This window comes from Tangfeifania diversioriginum (assembly GCF_900141875.1).
Classification (GTDB): domain Bacteria; phylum Bacteroidota; class Bacteroidia; order Bacteroidales; family Prolixibacteraceae; genus Tangfeifania; species Tangfeifania diversioriginum.
On the sequence record NZ_FQZE01000010.1, the window covers coordinates 55,003 to 79,420 of the forward strand.

The following is a 24,418-nucleotide window of genomic DNA, read 5'->3' on the forward strand; positions in this document are numbered from 1 at the left end:
AGCCAGTCTTAATATTCGGTTGTTAACTGCCGTAGTTTTAATTTTTGATTATTTGTTACCCTCCTAAATTCTGCTTTACGGAAAATAAATCCTTATTTTGTATGCCATTAAATCAAAATTTCATGGGAAAAACAATAATCAATAATTACGAAGAGTTTGAAGCCTACCTGGGAAAAGAAATTGGTGTTTCAGAATACGTTGAAATTACCCAGGACCAAATCGATAAATTCGCCGATGCCACCCTCGACTATCAGTGGATACATACCGACCCGAAGCGGGCAGCCAAAGAATCACCCTTTAAAAGCACCATTGCCCATGGCTATTTAACGGTTTCAATGCTTACCTATTTGTGGTATTCCATTGTTGATGTGCGAAATGTGAAAATGATTGTGAACTACGGAATCGAGAATTTGCGCTTTCAGCAACCGGTTTTGGTGAATGATAAAATCAGGGCCCGGGTTTCACTCAATAATATCCGCAACCTGCGCGGCATAGCAAAAATTCAGGTCAAAATTGTGGTTGAAATCGAGGGACAGAAAAAACCGGCTTACGATGCGCTGGTTACATTTCTGTATCACTTCGATAATAATTAAATCGTGTTGTTTGGTTCTCCCCAAATGGATTAGTCAAAACAGATTAAGCACTGGTGATTCTTCTTTGATATCTGTATTATTTTGTAATTTAGATAATCAAAAAAGTAAACGACATGGAGTTTATCAATCAGCTATTAGAATCTACCGAGATAAACGGGCAAACGGCAACGCTGCGGTTACTGCTCAGCTTTTTTGTGGGGATGCTTGTGGGGCTCGAGCGCGAAACGCACAACCAGCCTGCCGGGCTCCGCACGCACATTTTAATTAGCATTGGAGCCACAATTGTGATGCTCATTTCCATTTTTATTCCGCAAACATTTGCTAATTTTCAAAACGGGGATCCCGGCAGGATCGCTGCGCAGGTGGTTTCGGGAATCGGGTTTCTGGGTGGTGGTGCAATTTTAAAGTTTGGTGCAAATGTGAAAGGCCTCACAACCGCAGCTTCTATCTGGGCAATGGCTGCCATTGGACTGGCAGTTGGTGCCGGGATGTATTCCATTAGTTTAATTGGCGTTTTGGTGGTTTTATTTGCGCTTACCATTATGAATTTTTTCGAAAAACGCTTCTTTAAAGAACGCACGCTCCGCAAAGTTGAGGTAACTATCAAAAAGAAACATACCAACCTGAAAGCGCTGAAAGACATTTTTAAAACATTTGATGTAAAAATTAACTCAACAGGTTTTGATCGAAACGTTCACGAGGCAACCGACAAAATAACCTTTCTGGTTGGCGTTACCCCTTTTCTAAATGTGCAACAACTGGCCGATGAGCTGGAAAAAGAGCCGGGAATTGTTACGGTTTTGGTGGAAATTATTCAGTAAAACCAGGCTGTGTTAAGTGGTTTTTTCCAGTAATCCTTCGCAGGAATCTTCGAGCAGGTCGAGCACCAGTTCAAATCCTTCGTCGCCTCCGTAGTACGGGTCAGGTACTTCGGTGTAATTCCACTCTTTCCTGAAATCCGTCATTTTATAAATTTTATGAAGGTCATCCCGGTTGCGGGCCATGCTTTTCAGTGTTTCAAAATTTTCATCGTCCATTCCAATAACCATATCGAAATGGTCAAAATCAACCTCCGGATCAAATTTCCGGGAAATGCTCGTCAGGTTGTAGTTACGTTTTTGGGCATGTATTTGCATGCGTTCATCAGCAGGTTCGCCGGCATGCCAGGCACTTGTTCCTGCCGAATCAATTTCAAACCGGTCCTCCACTCCTGCGTCTTTTACCAGCCCCGTGAAAACTGCTTCAGCACTTGGCGAGCGGCAAATATTTCCCAAACAAACAAATAGTATCTTTATTTTATTCATGAAAATGTGAAAATGTCAAATTGATAAATTGTAAAACTGTAAAACTGTTAATTTATAATTCTCTGCGCTCTTTGCTCCATGCTCTCTGCCCCATGCTTAATCCCTGTTCCAGATTTCGTACGATTTAAGTGCCTGCTGCAAAAGCATTTCGTAGCCGTTTTTCACGGCAGCACCTTTTTCTTTTCCTTTTTTCATGAATTGAGTCTCTTCGGGATTATAGACCAAATCGAACAGCAAATGTTTTTCAGAAATATATTCATAAGGAATGGGCGGAAAAGTTTCTGTTTTCGGGTAGGTTCCCAGTGGTGTGGCATTGATGATTAACAGACGTTCTTCCAACATTCTTTGGTCGATATCTTCATAACGGATTTCATTCTTCTTCAGCTCCTCGATTGATGCTGAAATGAAACTGATGTCCAGCTTGTTCAATACAAATTTGATGGCTTTTGATGCCCCGCCGGTTCCCAGAATCAGTGCTTTTGTATGATGTGCTTTTAGGAGTGGTTTTAATGAAGCTTCAAACCCAAAAGTATCTGTGTTGTAGCCTTTTAAAAAGATAGTGTCTTTTGAGCGGTTGATTCTTACTGTGTTAACTGCCCCAACTTTTTCGGCTGCCTCGTCAAGTTCATCCAAAAACGGAATCACTTTTTCCTTGTACGGAATGGTAACATTCAGACCGATAAGTCCGGGGTTGTTTTTTATTATTTCAGGAAACCACGAGATCGATTCAATCTCGAAATTTTCGTAGGTTGCATTAATCTCCTCTTTTTCAAACTTCTCGGTAAAAAAACGCTTTGAAAAAGAGTGGGTGAGCGGGTAGCCAATTAATCCATATTTTTTCATTGCTTCTCTTTTTTCGGTTTGGTTAAACCTTCAATTACAAAAATTATTGCGAACCCGGCAACTGCCATAACAATGGCGCCCAAAAGCCAGGCTTCGCTGCCGGTTACCTGTTCATAAGTGCCGGGCAGCACATTTTGTTCAACCAGCGGCCGGGTTTCTCCGTGCCTGTCAATAAACGTTTCAGTCACCTCTTTCCATGGCCATACTTTATTGAGCGAACCGACCATGAATCCCGATAAAACGGCAATAGTGAGGTTATGAAAATGTTTCAGGAACCACGACAGGATATTTGAAAAGGCGATAATTCCTACTGCTGCCCCGGCCAGAAAAGTAAGAATAATTGCAAGCTCGAGGTTGCCAACGGCGGAGAGTATAAATTTGTACATGCCTAGCAAAACCAGGATAAAACTGCCTGAAATGCCGGGTAGAATCATGGCGCAAATGGCAATGGAACCGGAAAGAAAAATGAACCACCAGGTTGTATTGGCTTCGGCCGGCGAAATTACTGTGATGAAATAGGCAACAACAATTCCGGCAACTCCGGCAATTACAGTTCCTGCATTCCATTCTTTAATGGTGCGGGCCACATAAATTGCCGAGGCAATAATGAGTCCGAAGAAAAACGACCAAATCAATATGGGAAATTGATTGAGCAGGAATTCCAGCAATTTGGCCAGCGAAAAAACACTGATGCCAATTCCCAGCACAACGCTCAAAAGAAAGGTGCCATTGATGTGTTTCCAGAATTCAGCAAACTTACCTGAAAAAAACAGCTTCACTGCCTGCAGGTTAATCGATTTGATGGAGAAAACCAGCTCTTCGTAAATTCCGGTAATAAATGCAATGGTTCCTCCCGAAACGCCGGGCACCACATCGGCCGCTCCCATTCCCATGCCTTTTAAAATCAGTAGCAGGTAGTTTTTTGCTGTTCTTTTCATTTTATATTATTATTTTAAGAAATACCCAATACCGAATACTCAATAACCAATCATCACTAGCAACTGCATCTCGATTTTGTTGTAAATTTAGTATTGAACATTGAATATTTCAGGCGCCAAAATAACAAAAAGAAAGGATAAATTGTTAAGAAAAACAGAAGGGATTAATGAACTGAAAATGGAATTAAGATTGATTTTAATTGCACTGTTTCTTTTGAATTTGAGTAGTATGAATGCACAAACGAACAAAAATGCTGAGATTGTAACGTTGCAACTGGAAGAAAACGGCAATTTCCCCAATAATTCAAACCTTCCGGTTTTGCTCTACAAAAATGCTTTTGATTTTGCTGAAGGGGATCCGGCTTCTACAATAGAAAAAGTTCTTGCTGCCAATAACTGGAACAATTCGTGGCGAAACGGGATTTTTAGTTACCAGCATTACCACTCAAATGCGCATGAAGCACTGGGAGTTTACAGTGGCTGGGCCGAAGTTCAACTGGGAGGGCCGGGTAACGAACCGGTCCGCATTGAAAAAGGAGATCTGGTGGTGTTGCCTGCCGGAACAGCGCACAAGCGCATCGATTCGGGTGGGGGATTTGCAGTTGTTGGTGCTTACCCCGACGGTCAGCGGTACGATATGAATTACGGGGAGGCAGCTGAAAAGCAAGAAGCTGTAAAAAATATCCGCAAAGTTCCGCTTCCTTCAAATGATCCTCTGTTTGGAGCGAAAGGGAAAATGTTTGAGTTTTGGAAATAACTGGTTTTGCTTATTAAACCCTAAGAATTTTATACTTGTAAATGGAATAATCTTTAACTTTGAAAAAAAAGAAACATGGATATTCAAACCAAAAAAATAAATTTCATTCAGGAATTTTTAAGGCTAAAAGACGAAGAACTTATAAATAAACTGGATAATTTATTAAAGTTAGAAAAAAAGAAAAAATTCAAGGAGGAAATCAGGCCTTACAGTGAAGAAGAATTTAATGCTGTCATTGACAAAGCAGAAGAGGATTCAAAAAATGGAAAAGTTATTTCTGCAGACGATCTGAAAAATGATATTGACTCATGGAGCTAAAAGTGTTTTGGACGGAAACAGCTCTTGAAATGTTAGAAGATATTTATGCCTATTACAAATCAGAAGCAAATATTGATATTGCCAGACTCCTGGTGAAAAAAATTGTAAATCGAACACTTCAGCTTAAAACTAACCCACAAAGCGGCCCACGAGAACCTCTGCTGGAACAACGAAAATTTGAGTACCGCTATTTGGTTGAAGGAAATTACAAAATTATTTACTGGAAGGAAAACAATTATGTGAACATTGCTGCTGTTTTTGACACCCGGCAAAATCCCCTGAAAATCAGAAATGTTTGATTTGTCTGGAATTCTTTTTCAAATTAATTTCTACTCTCTGCTCGTATAAAACCGCTCGAGAATCGACCCGTCGTTGGCTTCTTTAGAAAGCGCTTCAATAGTATTTTTTGGAACATCGTAAACATCCAGCACAATCAGCCCGTCGAGGCAATTGTTGAATTTTGGATCCACATTGAAAGCGATAATTTTCGCGTTCAGTTTAATGTATTTTTTCAGGAGTACCGGAAGTCCCGAATTCAGTTCGTCCAAATCGCCAATTGCTTTGTCGAGCCGGTTGATGTCGTGTTCCATATTCTCCATCAGGATGTTGATGTCCGGGTTGACGCTGGTAAACTTGTATTTATTGCGTGGTTTCACAAACCGGGCCATCTTCCAGTTCAGGTGGTTACGCATAATGAACCGGATAATCAAATCTTTCGAAATTTTTGAGTAATTATTGCTGATGCTCACCGGGCCAATCAGGTAGCGGTATTCCGGGTTTTTCAGCAGGAAGTACAAAATTCCTTTCCATAGCAAAAACAGGGGCATGGGACGCCGCTGGTATTCTTTAATTACAAATGAACGGCCCAGCTCCAGGCTCTCTTTCAATGTGGGTTTAAACTCATCGCTTAACCGGAAAAGTGATTGCAGGTAAAACCCACGCTTCCCGTATTGATCCAGGATATCGTTGCCCTTGCCAATTCGGTACGCGCCAACAATACGTTTTTCGTCGTCATCCCAAATAAACATCTGGTGATAATAGAGGTCAAACTCATCCAGATCAATACTGCGGTTGGTTCCTTCGCCCACTTCGCGAAAAGTAATTTCGCGCAATCGGCCAATTTCAGTCAGAATATTGGGAATGACCCTGGCTGGTGCGCAAAAGGCGGTGTAGTTTTTTAAATTAAACAGAGTGAGTTCTTCTTTAATACCTTCAATTTCAGCAAGAATTTTATTTTGATCAACAGGCGGAATTATGGCCTCCGATTTTGGTTTTGGTTTCAGGTTGTAGCTGAAAAAACGCTTCACTTCAAGTGGTGTTTCCATGCTGTAGGTTTTGGCACGCAGAAACCGCCCAAACTGGTAAACGTCTTTAAATTTATCCTGCTCTTCCACTTTAAGCGGGGTGCCAATGCGCATTTTAATGGTTTTATGCTTTTTGTTTAGCAGTTCGGAGGGCAGGCGCACCTGGCGAAGCGAGGGATGAATTTTTGCAATAATATGAAACAGCCGGCTGTTGGTTCCCTGAAAATGAACCGGCACTACCGGTACTCTTGCTTTTTTTACAAATTTTACCATCGGGAACTGCCACGCCTGGTCTGTGATGGTGTCAAAAGTTCCGTAGGTGCTCAGTTCTCCGGCAGGAAACAGACAAAGTACACCATTGTTTTTGAGGTGTTTTATGGCCCGGGTAATTCCTTTGGTCCTTGTGTCAACTTCCCCTTTTGCCGCTTTTTCAAAAGGATTGTCGCTGATAAAATATTCTGAAACCGGATCGACTTTTTGGAGCAAAAAGTTGCCAATCACTTTTACATCGGGCCTCACTTTCGACAGGTATTTAACGAGCAACAACCCGTCGAAGCCACCCAGCGGATGCTTGGCCACCACAATCAGCGGCCCTTCTGCCGGTATCCGTTTTAATTCATTTTCGTCAAATTCAATCTTAAACTCAAGAATCCTGATAATTTCATCGATGAAATCAATGCCTTTTTTTGTGGCTATTTGCTCGTAAATTTTGTTCAGCTTGTTGAACCGGAGAATGTACATCAGGAATTTTGCGAAGTATTCGCCACCAAAATAGGTCAGGGCTGGAGAAGCTTTAAAAATGTCCTTCAGTTTCAATAGTTCCATCTGGATTTTATTGGTTTTTTTGAAAAAAAACTTTTTCAAACACCTACACAAAAATAGAAGGATTTTTCAATTAAACCGGGTTGGATTGAAAAAGGTAATTGGCTTCTGCTCGCATACTAAGCAAAAAATGGTTTAATTTGTTTCCCGAAAGGGCAGTGGAACTGACAAATAAGTTTCAGTAAAAAACAGATGGCTCCCTGCCACCGAAAAATAGAACAATACAAATGGACGGAAAACAGAGAAAAAATATTCAGATTGGTGATGAGGTGGAAATTGTGCAGAAACAGCATCAACGCTCGGGCGAACTTACTGAAGGCGTTGTAAAACGAATTCTTACAAAATCAGCAAGTCATCCACACGGAATAAAAGTGTTGCTTGAAACTGGTGAAGTTGGTCGGGTGAAAAATATCATTGAAGAATAAGAAGTCTATTAGCCAGGCGGTTGAAATTGCCAGACGTTTAATCGGCATTCATGCATGCATTACCGGCAACCCATCCGGTTGACCAGGCAATTTGCAGATTGTAACCGCCGGTTTTTGCATCGAGGTCGATGATTTCGCCGGCAAAATATAGTCCTTTTATGAATTTGGATTCCAGCGATTTTGGATAAATTTCTTTGGTTGGGATTCCGCCTGCCGTAATAATTGCTTCTTTATAAGAACGATGCCCGGTAATTTCAAACCGCAGATTTTTCAGCAGGTATCTTATCTTTTTCCGTTCAGCAGCCGTTACCTGGTGGCATTCCTTTTCAGGATCGATTTCAAGCAATTCAATAAAAACCGGGATCATCGACGAGGGCAGCCAGTGCCGGATAATGTTTCCCAACTTTTTCTTTCCATGCTCATTTAAATCACGTATCAGGCGGTTGTCAAGTTTTTGCTCGTCGAGGGCAGGTTTTAAATCAATGGTAATTTCAACTTTGTTTTTCTTTTGTAATTCGTCAACAACAATGCGGCTGAGCGTAAGAATTACCGGTCCGGATAACCCAAAATGGGTAAATACCATTTCGCCAAAATCTTCGCCTGCTTTTTTACCGTTCACCCAAACCACAGCCTTTGCATTTTTCAGATTTAAACCCTGTAGTTTCTGCGCCACATCACCTTCTGTTTCAATCGGAACCAGGGCCGGGCGGTCCGGCACTAAGGAATGGCCAACCTGTTTTGCCAACTCATAGCCGTCGCCGGTTGAACCGGTTGCCGGATATGATTTTCCCCCGGTGGCAAGAATTACGCGGTCGGCTTGGATGAATTTTCCGTTTGAAATAACTCCCCGAACCTGATTGTCTTCCACTGCTATCTTTTCTACTTTTTCGCCTCCGTGGATTTCTACATTCAAATCCGAAACCCATTTTAGCAAAGCATTCAAAACATCAGTCGATTTGTTGCTTGTGGGGAAATAGCGCCCACCGCGTTCGAGCGTCACTTCGGTCCCGTGTTTTTGGAGCAGGGCGATTATATCTTTTGAAAAAAACTGCGAGAAAGCATTCCGCAGAAATTTTCCATTGGGCTGAATGTGCTTGATGAATTCACTTACTGGGGCATTGTTGGTAATGTTGCAGCGACCTTTTCCGGTGATTAATAATTTTCTGCCCGCCCGCCGCATTTTTTCAAGTACCAGTACCTTGCCGCCACATTCGGCTGCTCTTCCGGCTGCCAGTAAACCGGCAGCACCGGCACCAATTACAATTACATCGAAATTTTTCATCGCCTGCAAAGATAATTTTTACAGAACAGAGAATTGTAAATTTTATTGACGGAATATTATTTTTCATCACTTTCTGACTTCATCTGCTGTTAATAATTACAGACTGAATTATCTGATTTCATGAAAATTGATTTATTTTGTCCTTTATTAGAATGATTAAAATCAACAGAAATAGGAATGAGTGGTTGCCCACATCACGAAAAGAAATGAAAGAATTGGGCTGGCAGCAGGCTGATGTAATTCTGTTTTCGGGCGATGCATATATCGATCACCCTTCGTTTGGTGCGGCGGTGATTGGACGTGTTTTGGAAGCCGAAGGACTGAAAGTGGCCATTGTGCCGCAACCCAACTGGCAGGACGACCTGCGTGATTTCAAAAAGCTGGGTGCGCCACGACTGTTTTTTGCAGTAACCGGGGGCAACATGGATTCGATGGTGAATCACTACACCGCAAACAAGCGCAAACGATCGGACGATGCCTACACGCCCGGCGGGCGACCCGGGCAGCGGCCCGATTATGCCACCATCACCTATTCCAACATTCTGAAAAAGCTTTTCCCGGATGTTCCGCTGATTATTGGCGGAATTGAAGCTTCGCTGCGGCGGCTGACCCATTACGATTACTGGTCGGATAAATTGATGCCATCCATTTTGGAGGATTCAAAAGCTGATTTACTTTTTTACGGGATGGGAGAGAAGTCGATTGTGGAATTTGCCCGGCTTATTCAGCGCGGCGTGCCCTTGGAAAACCTTACCAATATTCCCCAGACGGCTTTTATGGCGGGCGCTGAAGAAGATTATGCCACGCAAAAAGAGTGGAACGAACTGGAACTGGCATCGCACGAAGAGTGCCTGACCGACCGGAAGAAGTTTGCCCGCAACTTTATGCACATCGAGGAGGAGTCGAACAAGATGGAAGCCAAAAAACTGGTGCAGCGGGTTGGCAAAAGAAAAGTGGTGGTGAATCCGCCCTGGCCGGTTTTCCGCGAAGAGGAAATCGACCGCGTGTATGATTTGCCTTACACACGATTGCCGCATCCGCGTTACCACAACAAGGAAACGATTCCGGCTTACGAAATGATCCGGCATTCCATTAATATTCACCGCGGGTGTTTTGGCGGTTGTACATTTTGCACTATTTCGGCCCACCAGGGAAAATTTATTGTTAGCCGTTCCGAAAAATCTGTGTTAAAGGAGGTGGAAAAAGTAACACAGATGCCTGATTTTAAAGGGTACATTTCCGATTTGGGCGGCCCCTCGGCCAACATGTACAAAATGAAAGGCATTCATGAAGAAATTTGCCGCAAGTGCAAGCGAGCCTCATGTATTTTTCCGAACATCTGCAAAAATTTGGATACCAGCCACAAGCCGATGCTGGAGTTGTATGAAAAAGTGAGAAACAATCCGAAAGTGAAAAAAGCGTTTGTGGGAAGCGGTATTCGTTACGACATGATTCTGGCAAAAACAGGCAACCCGGAAACCGACAAGGTCAACCGGAAATACCTGCGCGAAGTGATCAAACACCATGTGTCGGGCCGATTGAAAGTGGCACCGGAACATACATCGGACGAGGTACTGAAATTTATGCGGAAGCCTTCTTTTAAGTTGTTTGAAGAGCTGAACAGGGAATTCAATAAAATAAACAGGGAAGAAAACCTGAAACAGCAACTGATTCCATACTTTATTTCGAGCCACCCTGGAAGTAACGCCGAAGACATGGCCCACCTGGCCATTCAAACCAAAAACATGAACTTCCGGCTGGAGCAGGTGCAGGATTTTACGCCCACGCCAATGACACTGGCCACCGTAATTTACTACTCGGGCTACCACCCGTACACCATGGAAAAGGTGTTTACCGCCCGCAGCCAGTCCGCCAAAAAAGAGCAGCGCAAATTTTTCTTCTGGTACAAACGCGAATACCGGAAATCAATTATGAGCGAACTGAAAGCCAAAGGCCGCCAGGATTTGATTAAAAAGTTGTTTGGGTAGGGAAGTTTCAAATTGCTTTCGCCCCTTCAGGGCCATGTTTCCGGCTTGTCTGAAATCATCGGGCGCTGCCCGATGTTGAGGCTTTGAGGGCTTTGCCCTCATTTTTGGGTTCATCCCAAACGCAAAATTGTGTAAACGTGTTTTTGATAGCGTTCTATTCCTAAATTAAATTTCCCCAACGGGGCATCAGCAATAACATTGGGCAACGCCCAATGAACCTGAGATGCATAGAATTAAGGCCTGAAAGGCCACGAGCAGGTTTAATCCCACAAATACCGTTCGTCATAATCAACATCATATTTTTTCAGAAAAGCCAGCAACTCTTCTTTAAATGAAACCTTTTTATGATGTATTTTTTGATTTTCGATGTACTTCTTCACAACTGGAACTTGGGTAGGATTGACAGAAAAAATACCATATCCATCCTGCCAATAAAACGAGAAATAATCCGAACCTTTTGTTTTTATCCATTTGGACGACTGCTTTTTAATTTCCTCCAGTAACTTCATTTGAGATATTTTTCGCGATAGCAGGCATAGAATGTGAATATGATTTTTATATCCGCCAACCTGAACCGGGTTGCATTCCAACCCTCTGCATATTCCTCCAATATATTCAAAGAGGGATTCTTCATTTTCTTCTTTTATTAGATTCAGTCTGTTTTTGGTGCTGAAAGTTATGTGAACATAAACTTTAGATAATGATTGTGACATAATCGTATATTTTTATGATTTTGAAATTTATACTTTATAAAGTTATGAAAATGTTTTTTGTAGTTTAGTGCTTCAAACACAAATACTTCCGTTTTCTGTTGGAATGCTTTCGCCCCTTCAGGGCTATGTTCCTGGCATGTCTGAAATCATCGGGCGCTGCCCGATGTTGGAGCTTTGAGGGCTTTGCCCTTCAGGGGAATCCAATTGTGAATATGAATACATTTATGGATGTATTGCTTTATTAAGAATTGCCCCAACGGGGCAACAGCAATAACATTGGGCAACGCCCAATGAGTCTGAGGTGCATGGAATTAAGGCCTGAAAGGCTACGAGCAGTTATGATATTATCCTATTCGCCTGGTTCGATTTTTACCTTAACCAATAAAATTTTGTATCTTTCGGTAAATCTGTAACCATAATAATTCCACCATGAGAAAAGTAATTCCGCTGTTTGCCGCATTTTTGATATTTTTTACATCCTGTGCCGAATTACAGCAGATTGTAAACGAATCCATGGAAAGCAATCGTCCGCTTGCCCGGTCGGAGATTATTGCAGGCCTGAAAGAAGCATTGGTGGTGGGCACCAACAAGTCGGTGAACATTCTGGGCGAAACCAACGGCTATTATGGCGATGCAGACGTAAAAATTCTGCTTCCACCCGAAGCTGACATAATAGTAGATAATATTGGTAAAATTCCCGGCGGCAATCAGTTGCTCGATGATGTATTGCTGCGCATAAACCGTGCTGCCGAAGACGCGGTTACGGAGGCCAAACCCATTTTTGTGAACAGCATTAAAAGCATGACCATTGCCGATGCAGCAGGAATTTTAAGGGGGGAAGATAATGCGGCCACACAATATCTGTACAATTCAATTTACGACGATTTATTCGCGCTTTACCGTCCCAAAATTGAAAATTCGCTGAATAAAAAACTGGTAGGCAATGTTTCTACCGCGCAAAGCTGGAATACACTCACCGGCCGGTGGAACGAAGTGGCCAACTCGATTGTAGGTCAGGTGGCGGGTTTAAAATCCATTGAAGCCAATCTGGATGTGTATCTGACCAACGAAGCTCTCGAGGGACTGTTCCTGAAAATTGAACAGGAAGAAAAACAGATAAGGGAAAATCCTGCAGCGCGTGTGAACGATTTGCTGCGTCGTGTTTTTGGCTCGGTAAGCAGCTGATTAAAACATAAATAAAAATATTTTTAGATTGTAAAACATTTTCCGTTGCCTTTTTAATTAAAAATTGCTACTTTCAATTTGTCAAAAAGAATGTTATTTGAAGCTTTGTTTCTGTTTTTGACATAATTTGCGAACCTGTTAATACTGATTGCCATGAGACTTGAATTTGAACGCATCGACGAAGCCAACGGACTGCTCAATCAACTGATAGAACATCATCCGCAGGCTATTTTTCTGACCGATCATGACTTTAAAGTGAAGTATTTCAATAATGCTTTTCAGAAACTGACCAAAAGTGATAAAGGCGATATTTTGGAGCATGAGTTTTGTGAAATTATGGGGTGTACGCAACGTGGCAATAAACTTGACGCAAACGACAGCTTTTGTAAGCATTGCCAAATGAGAGACTTGCTTTCGGGATCCAACCTCTCGGAATTAGTACTGATTCGTGATTTTTATATTCACAATAAAATAGTCACCAAGCATCTCCACATCGATGCCCACCGCGTGGTGATGAACGGCCATAAATACCGGCTGGTGGTAATTGACGACCGAACGCATAAGCATTAATATAGTTTTCCCTGCCACGTATCGCGTTCCTTCAATCGTTTTTCCACTTTGGCCACAAACTCGAAGTTTTTGAGGCCCCAGCGCGGGGCAATGAGCAGGTCAGGCGGCGCCTGGCTGATAAAACGTTCCACAATGATTTTCGGATTGAGCAGCTCTAAGTAATCTACCGCCAGTTCGATGTATTCTTCAGCAGAAAAAAGGTGAAACTGATCGGGATTATCACGGAACTGCTTTTCCATCACCGTGCCTTTGTGGATTTGCAGTTGGTGCAATTTTAAGTTATTAACAGGGAGTTGTGAAATAACCCGGGATTGATTCAGCCAGTCTTCACGGGTTTCTCCGGGCAGCCCTAAAATGAGATGTGCGCCGTTATTGATTCCTCTGCTACTGGTTTCTTCCAGTGCCCAAACCGACTCAGCAAAAGTATGGCCGCGGTTGATTTTCTCCAGCGTGCTGTCGAGGTGCGATTCCAGCCCGAACTCCACCATCACATACACTTTTTTGCTCAGTTCTTCTAAGTACTCGAGCAGTTCCCCCTGCAGTGCATCGGGCCGGGTAGAAATAACCAGCCCCACAATTTTGGGATGACGGAGTGCTTCTTCATACAATTCAATCAGGTTTTCCAGTGGTGCGTAACTGCTGGTGTAAGCCTGAAAATAGGCGAGGAAACGCATCGATTTGTACTTCTTTTCAAAAAAACGAATGCCCTGTTCTATCTGGCTGGTCACGCTGTTTTCGAGGTTGCAGTAGGTAGGTTTAAATGTTTTGTTGTTGCAGTAAGTGCAGCCGCCGTAGCCTTTTTCCCCATCGCGGTTGGGGCAGGTAAATCCGCCGTCAACCGACACCTTTTGCACCCGCTCCGAAAACAGGTTTTTGAAATAGGTGGGAAAATCATTGTACCGTTTTGAATGCCCCCAAAAGAAGGTTTTCTGCTTCATGTCTGGAATTTATCTTAAATGGTTCTTTTTGAAAAATCTCTTGCAGAATGATGGATTGTTAAAATATCTACCCGGTTGGCTGAAATAACCTTGTAGATAATTCTGTAGTTTCCAACAATTAATTCTCTTATTGACGGGTTTTCAATTTCAGGAACTACCCTGCCAATTTGTGGATGTTTAATTAAAATTTTTGTTCTGGATTTAATTCTAAGTGTTTGAATTTTTGCGTATTGAATAGAATCTTTTGAAATATATTCCGCGATATTTTTTAAATCGTCCCTTGCCTGAAAAGTCCAGTTTATTTGAACCATTTCTCCATTTCTTTTTCCAGTTCAGCATCTGAAATTATCGCTTCGTTTTCAGATTGACGTATTCCTTTTTCCGTTTTTTCAATAAGAATTAATTTATCAATAATATCGTCAATCGAAATTTCTTCCGGAAAATTCTCAATTGCTTCCATTATTTTTGACTTTGTCAACATCGCAGAATGTTTATTTTAAAATTGAGAGCAAGTTACAATTTTTTGATTTACCTGTTCAAAAAATATTGAAAACTTTATGCCTTCAGAGGGTGTTAAAAATTTTAAATAAGGATTCTTATTTCTATTTTTAAGTACTTTAAAATGACTATATATGCTTTCGAAAAAAGATGAACAACAAATAAAAGAACGGGGAAGCCACTCTGAAACGGTGCTGCAACAAATTGGAAACTTTAAGAAAGGCTTCCCTTTCCTTGAGATAAAAGAAGCGGCAACCCCCGGTAACGGCATCATCAGCCTGAGTGAAGAGGAAGTAAAACAAAGCGGTGATTTTTTTGCTGAAATGATTGATCGCGGAATGAGGCCGCTTAAATTTGTGCCGGCATCGGGAGCTGCCAGCCGGATGTTTAAAGCGTTATATGAAGCTTTGAAAGATTGCGAACAATCAGAAAACCCGGATGAAACGCTGGTGAAAAGCGCCGCTGCCAGGAAGTTCCTGGTCAATAAAGAAAAGTTTGCTTTTTTTAATGATTTGGAAGCTGCCGTGGGAGAGGGGCATGTAGATAAAAATTGCCGGAGCTGGATTGATTTTCTGCTAAACGAAAAAGGCCTGAACTACGGCTCGTTGCCCAAAGGGTTGCTGAAATTTCATAAATATCCGGACGGTGAACGCACACCTTTTGAAGAGCATTTGGTGGAGGCTTCAAGCTATTCAACTGACAAAACAAATATTGCACGCCTTCATTTTACAGTGTCGCCCGAGCACAAAAAAGGTTTTGAGGAGCTGCTGAATGAGGTGAAAGCTAAATACGAAAAGTTATTGAATGTTACCTTCGAAGTTTCATTTAGTGTGCAGAAACCTTCAACCGATACCATTGCTGTTGATTTGAAGAATGAACCGTTCCGCGAGTCAGATGGCAGTCTTCTTTTTCGGCCCGGCGGTCATGGTGCGCTGATTGAGAACCTGAACGATCTGGATGCCGATTTGATTTTCATTAAGAACATCGACAATGTGGTGCCCGACCACCTGAAACAGGTTACCATCGACTACAAAAAAGCGTTGGCGGGTGTGCTTTTGAAATTCCAGGAAAAGATTTTCAGGTATCAAAAATTTTTGAACGAAAGGCATCCTTCAGCGCTTGACAGTGCTTTTCTGGCCGAGGCTGCCAATTTTCTGGAGCATACACTGAATATTAAGCCACCAAGAAATCAGTACTATACTGAAAAAGAGGAACTGTACCATTATTTGAGGGAAAAATACAACCGCCCGCTACGCGTTTGCGGGATGGTGAAAAATGAAGGCGAACCCGGTGGCGGGCCATTTCTGGCGCTGAATCCTGACGATACCGTTTCGCTTCAAATTGTGGAGAGCACGCAAATTGACCCGGAAAGTGTTCAGCAACAAAATATTGTAAAAAATGCCACGCATTTTAACCCGGTTGATTTGGTATGCGCGGTAAAAAATTACAAAGGCGAAAAATACGACCTGGCACAGTTTACTGATCCGGCAACAGGTTTTATATCGAAAAAATCGAAAGACGGTAAGGATTTAAAAGCCCAGGAGCTGCCCGGATTGTGGAACGGAGCCATGAGCAACTGGAACACTCTTTTTGTGGAAGTTCCTGTTGAAACCTTTAATCCGGTAAAAACGGTCAACGATTTGTTAAGGGAACAGCACTTGTAAAAAAACAAGTTTCTTTATTCGGTGTGAATTGTTAATTTTGCCATTCATTTTTGGAGGATTGATGAATCAGGAAGAACGAAATTTTATTAATGATGAAAACCTGGACGAAGCACTGAGCCGTTTTAAACGGTCATTGGTTTCAGGCAGAAAAAAATACTTTGATGTTTCTGAATTTGAGGGAATTGTTGAGTATTTGCTCGATGAAGGTGATATTAACGCCTCCGAAATTGCAGCCCGGCAGGGAATTCAAATTCACCCCGGCGCCGTACCGCTCCAGTTAAAGTATGCCCAGGTGTTGCTTAGCAAAGGGAAATATGAAAATGCCCTGAACTATTTGGACCTGGCCGAACAGCTGGAGGCTGCCAATCCTGATGTGCACCTTATGAAAGGCTCGGCATGGCTGATTCTGGGCGACGACCGCAATGCGGAAAAGTCATTCAGGCGCGCCCTGAAAGCAGGAGCAACCGAAGAGGACGATATTCTCTACCATATTGGAGCTGCCTATATTCAGGCCGGTGAAGTGGAAAAAGCAGTGAGCTATTTTGAACGTGCGCTGGATAAGAATCCGGCAAATGAACAGGCTTTGTACGACCTGGGCTTTTTCAGCGATCAGTTGGGCAATTTCGATAAAAGTATTGAATATTACAACCGCTACCTCGACAGCAATCCATTTAATTATTCTACCTGGTTTAACCTGGGAATTACCTACAACAAAGCAGGAAATTATAAAAAAGCCATTGAAGCGTATGAATTTTCACTGGCACTGAACGATACTTTCAGCCAGGCACTGTTCAATATTGCCAATGCGCACGCCAATGCCAGTAATTTCAATGAAGCTATTGAGCGGTATAATGAATTTTTGGAAATCGACCCGGATAACGATGATGCCTGGTGTTACATTGGCGAATGTTACCTCAACCTGGAAGATTATTTCCAGTCGGAATTTTTTTACCAGAAAGCCATTAAGCTGAACCCTGAGAACGATACGGCCTGGTTTGGTATTGGCCTTATTATGTGGGTGGAAAAAAAATACGGCGAAAGCATTGTTTTTATCAATAAAGCGCTGAAGCTTGACAATGATAACTCTGAATACTGGCTCACCCTGGCCCGGGTTTACAACGATTACAACAAATTGGAAAAAGCCACCGATGCCTTGAAAACAGCTGCACGCCTCGAACCCGGAAACGCTGAAATCTGGCTCACCTGGGTGGATGTTCTCTTAAAATTCGGGGAGACCAAAAATGCACTGCGCATACTCAAAACCGGATTGAAAAAGAACAGCGATGTGCTGCTGAAATACCGCCTGGTTAGCCTTCTGCTGGAGAACAAAGAAGAAGATCGGGCACTGGCTGTGCTCGATGACGCTATGGACCAGGAGTTTGTGCAGGTTAACTATCTGTTCGATATTTACCCCAAAGCCCTGAAAAATAAACGCCTGAAAAAACAGGTGGATAACTACCGCAAAAAATATATGTAGATTTCATTGTTGCCGGTTTTCTTCTGCACCATTATTTTGGTGCAGTTCTCAAGCAATGATTGATTTTATAATTAAGCCCCTGATTTAACGATTACTTTTTCTCTGCCGGACGCTGAAAGGTCACTTGGGCTCAGTTTAACTTTTTGTGGAGCGAACTATTTTAGATTCTAAATTCATTATGTTGTTTTTGCCTTATCAGGCGGATTTTACTTTTTGGCTTGACCCAAAAAGTAAACCCACGTAGTGATGCCTATGGCAAAAAAAGTCAAGGCTGTGCCCGCTTCACTCAAAAATCTACGCATTGTCTGCTAAAATTTCTAAACTCGTCGTGCCTCCTCAAACAGCCGAAATTTTTTAACGCATTCAATACTTGATTTTTGGCTCACCGGCCGAGGCCAGGTGTAGGTACTACGGACGATTCATCCCTGCGGACGGCCTTTTTTTAACCAAGCCTGGAATCAAAATAAAATATTAGTGAGAGCGGGAAGTTCCGAGGAATCGAGGAAATCACCCGTCCGAACTTATATTTTATAAAGATGGAAGGTGAAGGTTAAAAAGAGCCTTGAATTTTCTGCTTCGTCTTTTTTTCAAGAAAAAGATGAAGGCCTCCGGCAGGAAAAAATATCAATTAAAATGGAAAGCATTTTAATGATGGGAAAACTTGAATCTCTTATTTGAAAATCAACTCTACTTCTCCACAATTTCTTAAAGTGATCCGTCACTTGTCCGGAACCTAACAACGTCTTTGTCGGCGTTTAGACGGTTAATTATAAAAATGAGAAAATGAACCCCAAAATAGTTTTTGTAACTTACAATTGCGCATTTTATGTTTTTCAGCAATTTTCTGGCATTTCTGTTTCTGATTTCATAACTTGCTTACCGTTAAATTTTTAATCTTTAATCAAAACAGTGAAAATGCTTCAGACACATCGTTTATTTGCTGCAAATGCAACCCATGCCCCCGGAAAACCAAACAGGTCAACTTCTAAAAATAATCCTGCAAAAATTCACGTCCCCAACCCGGGACACATTATTAACTTAAATATTTATTGTTATGAACAAAACTCAGACGAATCACATGCGTATGTTTCTCAATACGCAGGAAGTCCTCGACGAAAACACCACCTTGTGGAGCAGCATTCCCGTGTTGCTGAATGTAAAAAACAATTTTGATGAGCTGATACAGCGCATTGAGGAGACCAACGAGAAAACAGTGCTCAGGAGTGAGGCGGTAACCGCCAGTAAGGCCAGTGTGCTGAAGGCGCTGGCCAAAAAGTGCACTACGCTGGCAGGCACCCTGCAGGCCTATGCCGCCATTACCGGAAACGCGAAGCTGGCCGGAGAGGTAAAGCTTGTGGAGTCGGATTTTGACCGGGCGCGCGAAACCGATGTGGAAGCACTGGTGACGCCGGTTATCAAAAATGCCCGCAAAGCGCTGGAGAACCTGGCCGATTACGGGGTAACTGAAGCGATGATTACCGAAACGGAAACCTCACTCGACGACTTTAAGGCGCTGATTGGACAGCCGCGTACCATTCGCAACCAGGCTTTTGCCGCCATGAGCCTGTTGGAAGAACTGTTTGACGCAACCAACGACCTGCTCAACAACCGGCTCGACCCGCTGATGATTCGCTTTAAATATTCTGACACCGAATTTTACAGCGCATACGAACGGGCCCGGACAATTGTGGACTGATGCGGTGTGGAACAGACGACTATAATTTCAAAGATGCCGGAAAGTTGTTCGAACTATCCGCCAACCCATTCAAAGGTGGTGCAAAGGAGTTCGGACAACCCGGCGCTTTATTCAGAGAAGGACACGATGAATAAATTGAACACGGCAACCGATGCATTGACAGTCGCAAGCGACGCATTGACAGTCAGGAAGCGTTCACAGAACTCCGCGAAGCGTTCAGAGCACTCCGCGAAGCGTTCAGAGGACTCCGCGGGTTGTTCAGGAAACATCGAAGGTTATTCAAAGAACACCCGTTCAGTAAGTTACATGCCACCTATGAGCTGCATCCCGTTGTTAAAAAAGGTTCCGGAACACCTCAACAGCCTGCACCCTTTGTAACCAAAGATTGCTATTTTTAAAAACTGAAAATTAAAATTGATGAATACGTTTGGGGATTACACCGAAAAAATTCAGATAAACCAAAACCCGAACCTGGCAAACAAACAGTGTTCAGTGGTTTCGGAAAATGTGAACTGACAAACAAGTTACCGCAAATTTTAAAAAAATAACATTTATTGAATTATGAAGAACAGGTTAACCATTATTATTGGATTCATTATATTTTCTCTAATGAATTTGAATGCCCAAAATATAAATTTGGGGATAAAGACTGGAGCAGGTATCGCCAAAACTAATTTTACAAATATTCCTGACATAGATAGTAATTCAGATATTTTCTCTTCAAATTTCTCATATAGTATTAATGGAACCCTAAATTATAGAATAAATCAACTATTTGGGTTTTCGGTTGAACCTGGGATTATAAAACAGGGTTGGATTTCTAACAAAGAAAATAATAACGAGAATAAAATTAATCTCTACTATTTTCAGTTATCAAGTTTTTTAGACTTTTATTTGTCAGACAAACTATTCTTTTCAATTGGACCTGAAGTTGACTATTTGGTAAATGCAAAAAACAAAACAACATCGAATTCTGAAGAGATTACAGATTTATTTAGAAAATTTGGACTTTCAGGAATGACTGGAATAACTTATAACATCTTCGATATATATGATATTGGTTTTAAATTTAGCCATGGTCTGACAAAAATATCCGATGAGTTACTATGGGTTGCAGATGATGATATAAATACAATAAAATTAAGAGGTTATAATCAAAGTTTCCAGTTCTTTATTAAATTTCGAATTAAAAACTTGCGGTAACATTGTACAAATTTTACTCCGCTCGCGCCGATTTGTAATCGGTGTGCAATTTGGTAAAATTGAAACCTCGTTTCTATAAATTATGGTACAAATGGTAAATTTGCGCCAGCGAGGGAATTTGGAAAATTGGAATAGAGAAACACATTGATTGTAATTTAAAAACAAACTGACATTAAACTTATAAATTAAAATATATGGTAACAAATTATAAAACACATGAGGTCTATGGCGTTTCAAATGAAATGATTGCAACATATATTGAGAGATCCGATGTTGATGACTTATTTATTAAAGGACTTGAAAAGAATAAACATTTAGTAATTTATGGAGCTTCGAAACAAGGAAAGACAGCTTTGACCCAAAAGCATCTTGAAGAAAAAGACTATATAAGGGTTAATTGCTCACCGGCGTCAACAATTCAAGATTTATACAATTCTATTGTACGTCAATTGAATATTGAGATTGTAGAATCACGAGAAGTCTCTCAAGAAGTAGGGGGTGAAATTAAAGCAGGAGTGAAAGCAAAGATTAAAATCCCATTTTTTGGTTCGGGAGAAGCGAATCTTGAAGGAAAAGAAACTTTTAATGAAGGCGATAAGACCTCATATAAAATTGTTGATTACAATCTTTTTTTGGCCCAAGATTTATCTGAACTACTTAGGGCAATTAATTTCGATAAAAAGATTATAGTTGAAAATTTCCATTATTTAACAGAAGAAAACCAAAAGCTACTTTCAATTGATTTGAGAATTTTTGATGATTATAAAATTCAATTTATTGTTTTAGGCATATGGAGAGAAAAGAATAGACTTATTCAATTTAATGGCGATTTAGTAGATAGGTTAATTGAAATACCCGTAGAACCTTGGGAAAGAGAACACTTAAAGGCTATAATTGATGAAGGATTTCCGTTGTTAAATGTAAGTTTTGAAAATGTTTTAGAGGAGCTTATAGAGACTTGTTTTGACAGTGTTGGAGTTTTTCAAGAGCTATGTAAAGAGTCTTGCTATGCAGCAGGTGTTAGAGAAACATCTGAGGATACTATTTATATCACTGCTGATAATATTAGTACTGCTATTGAAAAAAAACTTAGCGATTATTCAAGTCGGCATATTAGATGTTTAGAAGCATTTGTTGAACAAAAAGCGAAAAGTTCAGACGAAATTCCACTATACATTCCGTACTATTTTGTAAAAACACTACTCAATGAGGATTTTGATGATATAACTAGTGGCTTAAAACGGAGAGTAATTCAAGAGAAAATAAGAACGATTCATCACAGACCTGATGATGTCCGACCATCTGATATGGGGTATTTTTTACAAACACTTGTAGCAAATCAGATTAAGAAATCTATTTCACCACCAATATTTGATTATGATATAGGAACTTCTTCTGTAAAAATCATTGATTCAACTTTTTACTTTTTCTTAAAAAACTGTAATAAAGAGGAAATCCTAGAGTATATTCCTGTACCTGTTGGATTATAAAAGTTACAGCCAATAATTTGTATGAGTAATTGCATGCAAAATGCTAAATATCAAGGTTTTTTAGTCCGCTTAAATTGCATTGCTGTTTAACAGAAAAGGACTAGGTAACCTGTCAGTAATCATACAATTTATCACTGTCACACATTTTGAAAAACTCAACAAAAATGGATGAAGAATTATTAGAAGAGCTAAACAAAATAATAATTGAATGTTTTAATCACCCTCCAATAGCCTTGTATAAAGGAATTAATCCTAATACAAGAAAAGCAGTTAATACAGCAATGTCACTAAATTTAATTTATGAATCTAGACCACATCAATATAAACTGAATGATAACGGAATGAGAGTTATTCAGCTTGGTTCAATTGAAAAATATCTTTCGGAATTAGAATCTAAATATGAAAATAAATCAACTCATATCACAAATCATGGAAACTTCGTCATGGGTGATAATTCAGGTAATTTAAGGCAATCATCTGACTCTTTTGAAAATAATACAACAACTATTAATCCTTCGACTCCAAAAGCAACTCGAAAAAATCCAATAATTTCCATTTTGTCGAAATTTTGGTGGTTACTAATAATCCCCGTTATTGCCGGGGTAATTTTGATTTTAATTCAAAAATATCTATGAGTGAATAAATAAAATGCATGTGGATATGCAAATAGGCACATTGAGTTTTTTGCCAGTTTTTAAAGCTAATATAAAAAACCAAAAGCACTGTTTTTTTTTGCCAGTGCGCCACCCGATATTGATATATTTGCGGTAACATGAAAAATGAATTTTAAAACACAGAATAAATAATGTTTGAACAGACTTTTAAAAATATTGACGATGTTTTATGGAAGGATGCCGGATGCGGAAGTGAACTGGACTATGTGGAGCAGACTTCCTGGGTGTTGTTTCTGAAATATTTGGACGACCTGGAGCGTGACCGGGCGACTTCTGCCGAACTCATCGGAAAAACATATACGCCCATTATCGACAAGGAATACCAATGGAGCGTTTGGGCGGCTCCAAAACTACCTAATGGCAAAATTGACCACAATGCCCTGACAGGTGACGACCTCCTGGATTTTGTAAACGGCAAGCTTTTTCCCTACCTCAAAAAATTTAAACTGTCGGCCACAAATGCCAATACCGTTGAATACAAGATTGGAGAGATTTTCAGCGAACTGAAAAACCGGCTGCAAAGCGGATACAACCTTCGCGAAGTAATCAACCTGATTGATGAATTGCGTTTTCGTACGCATGCAGAGAAGCACGAAATGAGCCACCTGTATGAAGACAAAATCAAAAATATGGGCAATGCAGGGCGAAACGGGGGTGAATACTACACACCCCGACCGCTCATTACTACCATTGTAAAAGTGGTTGCCCCGGCAATTGGCGACAAAATATACGACGGAGCTTGCGGAAGTGCAGGTTTCCTGTGCGAAGCGTTTGATTACCTCAAAAACTCCAAATCAGTAGCTGCCAACGGCAGTGGCCCGCTTATCCCTAATAATGGCAGCGGGTTAAGCACAAAAGAATGGGAAACCCTGCAAAAACGAACTTTCTACGGCAAGGAGAAAAAATCACTGGCCTACATCATTGGCATTATGAATATGATTTTGCACGGTGTGGAAGCGCCCAACATCATCCACACCAACACGCTTGCCGAAAACCTGGCCGACATTCAGGAAAAAGACCGCTACAATGTGGTGCTGGCCAATCCGCCTTTTGGTGGGAAGGAACGTGCCGAAATAAAACAAAACTTCCCGATTCAAACCAGCGAAACCGCTTCGCTCTTTTTGCAGCACTTCATCAAAATTCTGAAAGCAGGCGGCAAAGCTGGGGTGGTCATTAAAAACACCTTTTTGAGCAATACCGACAATGCGAGCATTGCCTTGCGTAAAGAACTGTTGCATAACTGCAACCTGCACACCATATTGGATTTGCCGGGCGGCACCTTTATCGGGGCAGGTGTAAAAACGGTAGTGCTGTTTTTCGAGAAAGGCAAACCCACGCAAAAGGTTTGGTACTACCAACTAAACCCGGGCCGCAATCTGGGCAAAACCAATCCGCTCAACGAAAAAGATTTGGCGGAGTTTGTTAAATTATTTGAGAAAAGAAGAAATGCAGCCGAAGGACCAGTTACTGAAAACAGCTGGAACGTTGACGGGCGAAAGGTGGCTGAACTTGTCGATGCCGATTTGAGCGTAAAAAACCCCAATACACCGGAAGCTGCCCCGCTTCGCCAGCCGCAGGAAATTTTGGAAGAGATGCGGGAATTAGACAAAGAGGCGGAAAATGTCCGAACCGTGATTGAAAAAGTCTTGAACCTTGATTTTAAAGATTCGCAGATTACCACGATTAAAGAAAAGTCAGGAAATCAAATTAATCAGGAATAATCAAGGTTCAAGACA

Annotated in this window: 26 protein-coding genes; 17 read left to right on the forward strand and 9 right to left on the reverse strand. The window is 41.3% G+C overall.

The window, feature by feature from the left end; translation table 11 throughout:
• The first annotated feature begins 122 nt into the window (after window positions 1–122).
• Together BUC07_RS08215 and BUC07_RS08220 are read left to right on the forward strand one after the other, a co-directional pair.
• Window positions 123–593: a MaoC family dehydratase gene (locus tag BUC07_RS08215; RefSeq protein WP_073168277.1), complete on the forward strand. Its 471-nt coding sequence runs from the start codon at window positions 123–125 to the stop codon at window positions 591–593.
• A 113-nt stretch (window positions 594–706) separates the two neighbouring features.
• Entirely contained in the window at window positions 707–1,414 is a 708-nt protein-coding gene (locus BUC07_RS08220) for an MgtC/SapB family protein (RefSeq protein WP_073168279.1), read from the forward strand.
• Window positions 1,415–1,426: 12 nt separating this feature from the next.
• Here BUC07_RS08220 and BUC07_RS08225 read toward each other — a convergent pair whose 3' ends face one another.
• From BUC07_RS08225 to BUC07_RS08235, 3 genes are all read right to left on the reverse strand, one after another.
• Window positions 1,427–1,897: a low molecular weight protein-tyrosine-phosphatase gene (locus BUC07_RS08225; protein ID WP_073168281.1), complete on the reverse strand. Its 471-nt coding sequence runs from the start codon at window positions 1,895–1,897 to the stop codon at window positions 1,427–1,429.
• A 96-nt stretch (window positions 1,898–1,993) separates the two neighbouring features.
• Entirely contained in the window at window positions 1,994–2,740 is a 747-nt protein-coding gene (locus BUC07_RS08230; RefSeq protein WP_073168282.1) for a shikimate dehydrogenase family protein, read from the reverse strand.
• Window positions 2,737–3,678, reverse strand: coding sequence for a polyprenyl-phosphate transporter (locus BUC07_RS08235; protein ID WP_073168284.1), 942 nt, complete (start codon window positions 3,676–3,678; stop codon window positions 2,737–2,739). The genes BUC07_RS08230 and BUC07_RS08235 overlap by 4 nt, the downstream gene beginning before the upstream one ends.
• Before the next feature lie 229 nt (window positions 3,679–3,907).
• On the opposite strand from BUC07_RS08235, the gene BUC07_RS08240 reads away from it, so the two are divergent.
• From BUC07_RS08240 to BUC07_RS08250, 3 genes are all read left to right on the forward strand, one after another.
• The gene (locus BUC07_RS08240; RefSeq protein ID WP_073168388.1) at window positions 3,908–4,435 is read left to right on the forward strand and encodes a cupin domain-containing protein; all 528 of its coding nucleotides are present in this window, start codon (window positions 3,908–3,910) and stop codon (window positions 4,433–4,435) included.
• Between the two features lie 75 nt (window positions 4,436–4,510).
• Entirely contained in the window at window positions 4,511–4,753 is a 243-nt protein-coding gene (locus BUC07_RS08245; RefSeq protein ID WP_073168286.1) for a hypothetical protein, read from the forward strand.
• Window positions 4,744–5,052: a type II toxin-antitoxin system RelE/ParE family toxin gene (locus BUC07_RS08250; protein WP_073168288.1), complete on the forward strand. Its 309-nt coding sequence runs from the start codon at window positions 4,744–4,746 to the stop codon at window positions 5,050–5,052. The genes BUC07_RS08245 and BUC07_RS08250 overlap by 10 nt, the downstream gene beginning before the upstream one ends.
• Window positions 5,053–5,082: 30 nt before the next feature.
• On the opposite strand, the gene BUC07_RS08255 is transcribed toward BUC07_RS08250, so the two are convergent.
• Window positions 5,083–6,882: a GNAT family N-acyltransferase gene (locus BUC07_RS08255; RefSeq protein ID WP_073168390.1), complete on the reverse strand. Its 1,800-nt coding sequence runs from the start codon at window positions 6,880–6,882 to the stop codon at window positions 5,083–5,085.
• A gap of 224 nt (window positions 6,883–7,106) precedes the next feature.
• Here BUC07_RS08255 and BUC07_RS08260 point away from each other — a divergent pair, with 224 nt between their 5' ends.
• The gene (locus tag BUC07_RS08260; protein ID WP_073168290.1) at window positions 7,107–7,304 is read left to right on the forward strand and encodes a YwbE family protein; all 198 of its coding nucleotides are present in this window, start codon (window positions 7,107–7,109) and stop codon (window positions 7,302–7,304) included.
• 37 nt (window positions 7,305–7,341) lie between these two features.
• Here BUC07_RS08260 and BUC07_RS08265 read toward each other — a convergent pair whose 3' ends face one another.
• The gene (locus tag BUC07_RS08265) at window positions 7,342–8,586 is read right to left on the reverse strand and encodes a BaiN/RdsA family NAD(P)/FAD-dependent oxidoreductase (protein ID WP_073168292.1); all 1,245 of its coding nucleotides are present in this window, start codon (window positions 8,584–8,586) and stop codon (window positions 7,342–7,344) included.
• A 152-nt stretch (window positions 8,587–8,738) separates the two neighbouring features.
• Here BUC07_RS08265 and BUC07_RS08270 point away from each other — a divergent pair, with 152 nt between their 5' ends.
• On the forward strand, window positions 8,739–10,574 hold the full coding sequence (locus BUC07_RS08270; RefSeq protein WP_073168294.1) for a YgiQ family radical SAM protein: 1,836 nt from the start codon (window positions 8,739–8,741) through the stop codon (window positions 10,572–10,574).
• Between the two features lie 260 nt (window positions 10,575–10,834).
• Here the strand turns inward: BUC07_RS08270 and tnpA are convergent, their stop codons facing one another.
• Window positions 10,835–11,287 (reverse strand): IS200/IS605 family transposase, encoded by a 453-nt coding sequence (tnpA, locus tag BUC07_RS08275; RefSeq protein ID WP_073168296.1) that lies wholly within the window; start codon window positions 11,285–11,287, stop codon window positions 10,835–10,837.
• A 429-nt stretch (window positions 11,288–11,716) separates the two neighbouring features.
• On the opposite strand from tnpA, the gene BUC07_RS08280 reads away from it, so the two are divergent.
• Window positions 11,717–12,472 (forward strand): DUF4197 domain-containing protein, encoded by a 756-nt coding sequence (locus BUC07_RS08280; RefSeq protein ID WP_073168298.1) that lies wholly within the window; start codon window positions 11,717–11,719, stop codon window positions 12,470–12,472.
• Between the two features lie 153 nt (window positions 12,473–12,625).
• Window positions 12,626–13,042: a PAS domain-containing protein gene (locus tag BUC07_RS08285; RefSeq protein WP_073168299.1), complete on the forward strand. Its 417-nt coding sequence runs from the start codon at window positions 12,626–12,628 to the stop codon at window positions 13,040–13,042.
• Here the strand turns inward: BUC07_RS08285 and BUC07_RS08290 are convergent.
• Genes BUC07_RS08290 through BUC07_RS08300 form a run of 3 tightly spaced genes read right to left on the reverse strand, consistent with a single transcriptional unit; the run spans window position 13,039 to window position 14,461 of the window.
• On the reverse strand, window positions 13,039–13,980 hold the full coding sequence (locus BUC07_RS08290; RefSeq protein WP_073168301.1) for a tRNA modification radical SAM protein MnmL/YtqA: 942 nt from the start codon (window positions 13,978–13,980) through the stop codon (window positions 13,039–13,041). The two genes, BUC07_RS08285 and BUC07_RS08290, sit on opposite strands and share 4 nt — an antisense overlap.
• A 14-nt stretch (window positions 13,981–13,994) precedes the next feature.
• Window positions 13,995–14,291 (reverse strand): type II toxin-antitoxin system RelE/ParE family toxin, encoded by a 297-nt coding sequence (locus tag BUC07_RS08295; RefSeq protein WP_073168303.1) that lies wholly within the window; start codon window positions 14,289–14,291, stop codon window positions 13,995–13,997.
• A complete protein-coding gene (locus tag BUC07_RS08300; RefSeq protein WP_073168304.1) occupies window positions 14,279–14,461 on the reverse strand; it encodes a hypothetical protein in 183 nt (60 codons plus the stop codon). Before BUC07_RS08300 ends, BUC07_RS08295 begins: the two co-directional genes overlap by 13 nt.
• A gap of 151 nt (window positions 14,462–14,612) precedes the next feature.
• On the opposite strand from BUC07_RS08300, the gene BUC07_RS08305 reads away from it, so the two are divergent.
• The 8 genes from BUC07_RS08305 to BUC07_RS08335 all read left to right on the forward strand — a co-directional run bounded on the left by BUC07_RS08305 (window position 14,613) and on the right by BUC07_RS08335 (window position 24,403).
• Window positions 14,613–16,142: a DUF4301 family protein gene (locus tag BUC07_RS08305; protein WP_073168306.1), complete on the forward strand. Its 1,530-nt coding sequence runs from the start codon at window positions 14,613–14,615 to the stop codon at window positions 16,140–16,142.
• Window positions 16,143–16,179: 37 nt separating this feature from the next.
• Entirely contained in the window at window positions 16,180–17,619 is a 1,440-nt protein-coding gene (locus BUC07_RS08310) for a tetratricopeptide repeat protein (protein WP_139279510.1), read from the forward strand.
• 1,054 nt (window positions 17,620–18,673) lie between these two features.
• On the forward strand, window positions 18,674–19,315 hold the full coding sequence (locus tag BUC07_RS08315) for a hypothetical protein (RefSeq protein WP_139279511.1): 642 nt from the start codon (window positions 18,674–18,676) through the stop codon (window positions 19,313–19,315).
• Complete coding sequence (locus tag BUC07_RS21450) at window positions 19,315–19,449, forward strand: hypothetical protein (protein WP_262509494.1); 135 nt, start codon at window positions 19,315–19,317, stop codon at window positions 19,447–19,449. The genes BUC07_RS08315 and BUC07_RS21450 overlap by 1 nt, the downstream gene beginning before the upstream one ends.
• A 427-nt stretch (window positions 19,450–19,876) precedes the next feature.
• The gene (locus tag BUC07_RS08320; RefSeq protein ID WP_073168311.1) at window positions 19,877–20,518 is read left to right on the forward strand and encodes an outer membrane beta-barrel protein; all 642 of its coding nucleotides are present in this window, start codon (window positions 19,877–19,879) and stop codon (window positions 20,516–20,518) included.
• A 194-nt stretch (window positions 20,519–20,712) separates the two neighbouring features.
• Window positions 20,713–22,008, forward strand: coding sequence for a P-loop NTPase family protein (locus BUC07_RS08325; protein ID WP_073168313.1), 1,296 nt, complete (start codon window positions 20,713–20,715; stop codon window positions 22,006–22,008).
• A gap of 164 nt (window positions 22,009–22,172) precedes the next feature.
• On the forward strand, window positions 22,173–22,643 hold the full coding sequence (locus tag BUC07_RS08330; protein ID WP_073168314.1) for a hypothetical protein: 471 nt from the start codon (window positions 22,173–22,175) through the stop codon (window positions 22,641–22,643).
• A 170-nt stretch (window positions 22,644–22,813) separates the two neighbouring features.
• Window positions 22,814–24,403, forward strand: coding sequence for a class I SAM-dependent DNA methyltransferase (locus BUC07_RS08335; protein ID WP_083578169.1), 1,590 nt, complete (start codon window positions 22,814–22,816; stop codon window positions 24,401–24,403).
• The last annotated feature ends 15 nt before the right edge of the window (window positions 24,404–24,418 follow it).

What these genes read in the sequence shown, in the direction of transcription:
- BUC07_RS08235 (WP_073168284.1), bottom strand. Translation starts at nt 3,678, where the DNA reads ATGAAAAGAACAGCAAAAAACTACCTGCTACTGATTTTAAAAGGCATG.
- BUC07_RS08325 (WP_073168313.1), top strand. Translation starts at nt 20,713, where the DNA reads ATGGTAACAAATTATAAAACACATGAGGTCTATGGCGTTTCAAATGAA.
- BUC07_RS08245 (WP_073168286.1), top strand. Translation starts at nt 4,511, where the DNA reads ATGGATATTCAAACCAAAAAAATAAATTTCATTCAGGAATTTTTAAGG.
- BUC07_RS08305 (WP_073168306.1), top strand. Translation starts at nt 14,613, where the DNA reads ATGCTTTCGAAAAAAGATGAACAACAAATAAAAGAACGGGGAAGCCAC.
- BUC07_RS08295 (WP_073168303.1), bottom strand. Translation starts at nt 14,291, where the DNA reads ATGGTTCAAATAAACTGGACTTTTCAGGCAAGGGACGATTTAAAAAAT.
- tnpA (WP_073168296.1), bottom strand. Translation starts at nt 11,287, where the DNA reads ATGTCACAATCATTATCTAAAGTTTATGTTCACATAACTTTCAGCACC.
- BUC07_RS21450 (WP_262509494.1), top strand. Translation starts at nt 19,315, where the DNA reads ATGCGGTGTGGAACAGACGACTATAATTTCAAAGATGCCGGAAAGTTG.
- BUC07_RS08215 (WP_073168277.1), top strand. Translation starts at nt 123, where the DNA reads ATGGGAAAAACAATAATCAATAATTACGAAGAGTTTGAAGCCTACCTG.
- BUC07_RS08270 (WP_073168294.1), top strand. Translation starts at nt 8,739, where the DNA reads ATGATTAAAATCAACAGAAATAGGAATGAGTGGTTGCCCACATCACGA.
- BUC07_RS08300 (WP_073168304.1), bottom strand. Translation starts at nt 14,461, where the DNA reads ATGTTGACAAAGTCAAAAATAATGGAAGCAATTGAGAATTTTCCGGAA.
- BUC07_RS08240 (WP_073168388.1), top strand. Translation starts at nt 3,908, where the DNA reads ATGAATGCACAAACGAACAAAAATGCTGAGATTGTAACGTTGCAACTG.
- BUC07_RS08280 (WP_073168298.1), top strand. Translation starts at nt 11,717, where the DNA reads ATGAGAAAAGTAATTCCGCTGTTTGCCGCATTTTTGATATTTTTTACA.
- BUC07_RS08265 (WP_073168292.1), bottom strand. Translation starts at nt 8,586, where the DNA reads ATGAAAAATTTCGATGTAATTGTAATTGGTGCCGGTGCTGCCGGTTTA.
- BUC07_RS08250 (WP_073168288.1), top strand. Translation starts at nt 4,744, where the DNA reads ATGGAGCTAAAAGTGTTTTGGACGGAAACAGCTCTTGAAATGTTAGAA.
- BUC07_RS08285 (WP_073168299.1), top strand. Translation starts at nt 12,626, where the DNA reads ATGAGACTTGAATTTGAACGCATCGACGAAGCCAACGGACTGCTCAAT.
- BUC07_RS08330 (WP_073168314.1), top strand. Translation starts at nt 22,173, where the DNA reads ATGGATGAAGAATTATTAGAAGAGCTAAACAAAATAATAATTGAATGT.
- BUC07_RS08290 (WP_073168301.1), bottom strand. Translation starts at nt 13,980, where the DNA reads ATGAAGCAGAAAACCTTCTTTTGGGGGCATTCAAAACGGTACAATGAT.
- BUC07_RS08260 (WP_073168290.1), top strand. Translation starts at nt 7,107, where the DNA reads ATGGACGGAAAACAGAGAAAAAATATTCAGATTGGTGATGAGGTGGAA.
- BUC07_RS08335 (WP_083578169.1), top strand. Translation starts at nt 22,814, where the DNA reads ATGTTTGAACAGACTTTTAAAAATATTGACGATGTTTTATGGAAGGAT.
- BUC07_RS08225 (WP_073168281.1), bottom strand. Translation starts at nt 1,897, where the DNA reads ATGAATAAAATAAAGATACTATTTGTTTGTTTGGGAAATATTTGCCGC.
- BUC07_RS08315 (WP_139279511.1), top strand. Translation starts at nt 18,674, where the DNA reads ATGAACAAAACTCAGACGAATCACATGCGTATGTTTCTCAATACGCAG.
- BUC07_RS08255 (WP_073168390.1), bottom strand. Translation starts at nt 6,882, where the DNA reads ATGGAACTATTGAAACTGAAGGACATTTTTAAAGCTTCTCCAGCCCTG.
- BUC07_RS08230 (WP_073168282.1), bottom strand. Translation starts at nt 2,740, where the DNA reads ATGAAAAAATATGGATTAATTGGCTACCCGCTCACCCACTCTTTTTCA.
- BUC07_RS08220 (WP_073168279.1), top strand. Translation starts at nt 707, where the DNA reads ATGGAGTTTATCAATCAGCTATTAGAATCTACCGAGATAAACGGGCAA.
- BUC07_RS08320 (WP_073168311.1), top strand. Translation starts at nt 19,877, where the DNA reads ATGAAGAACAGGTTAACCATTATTATTGGATTCATTATATTTTCTCTA.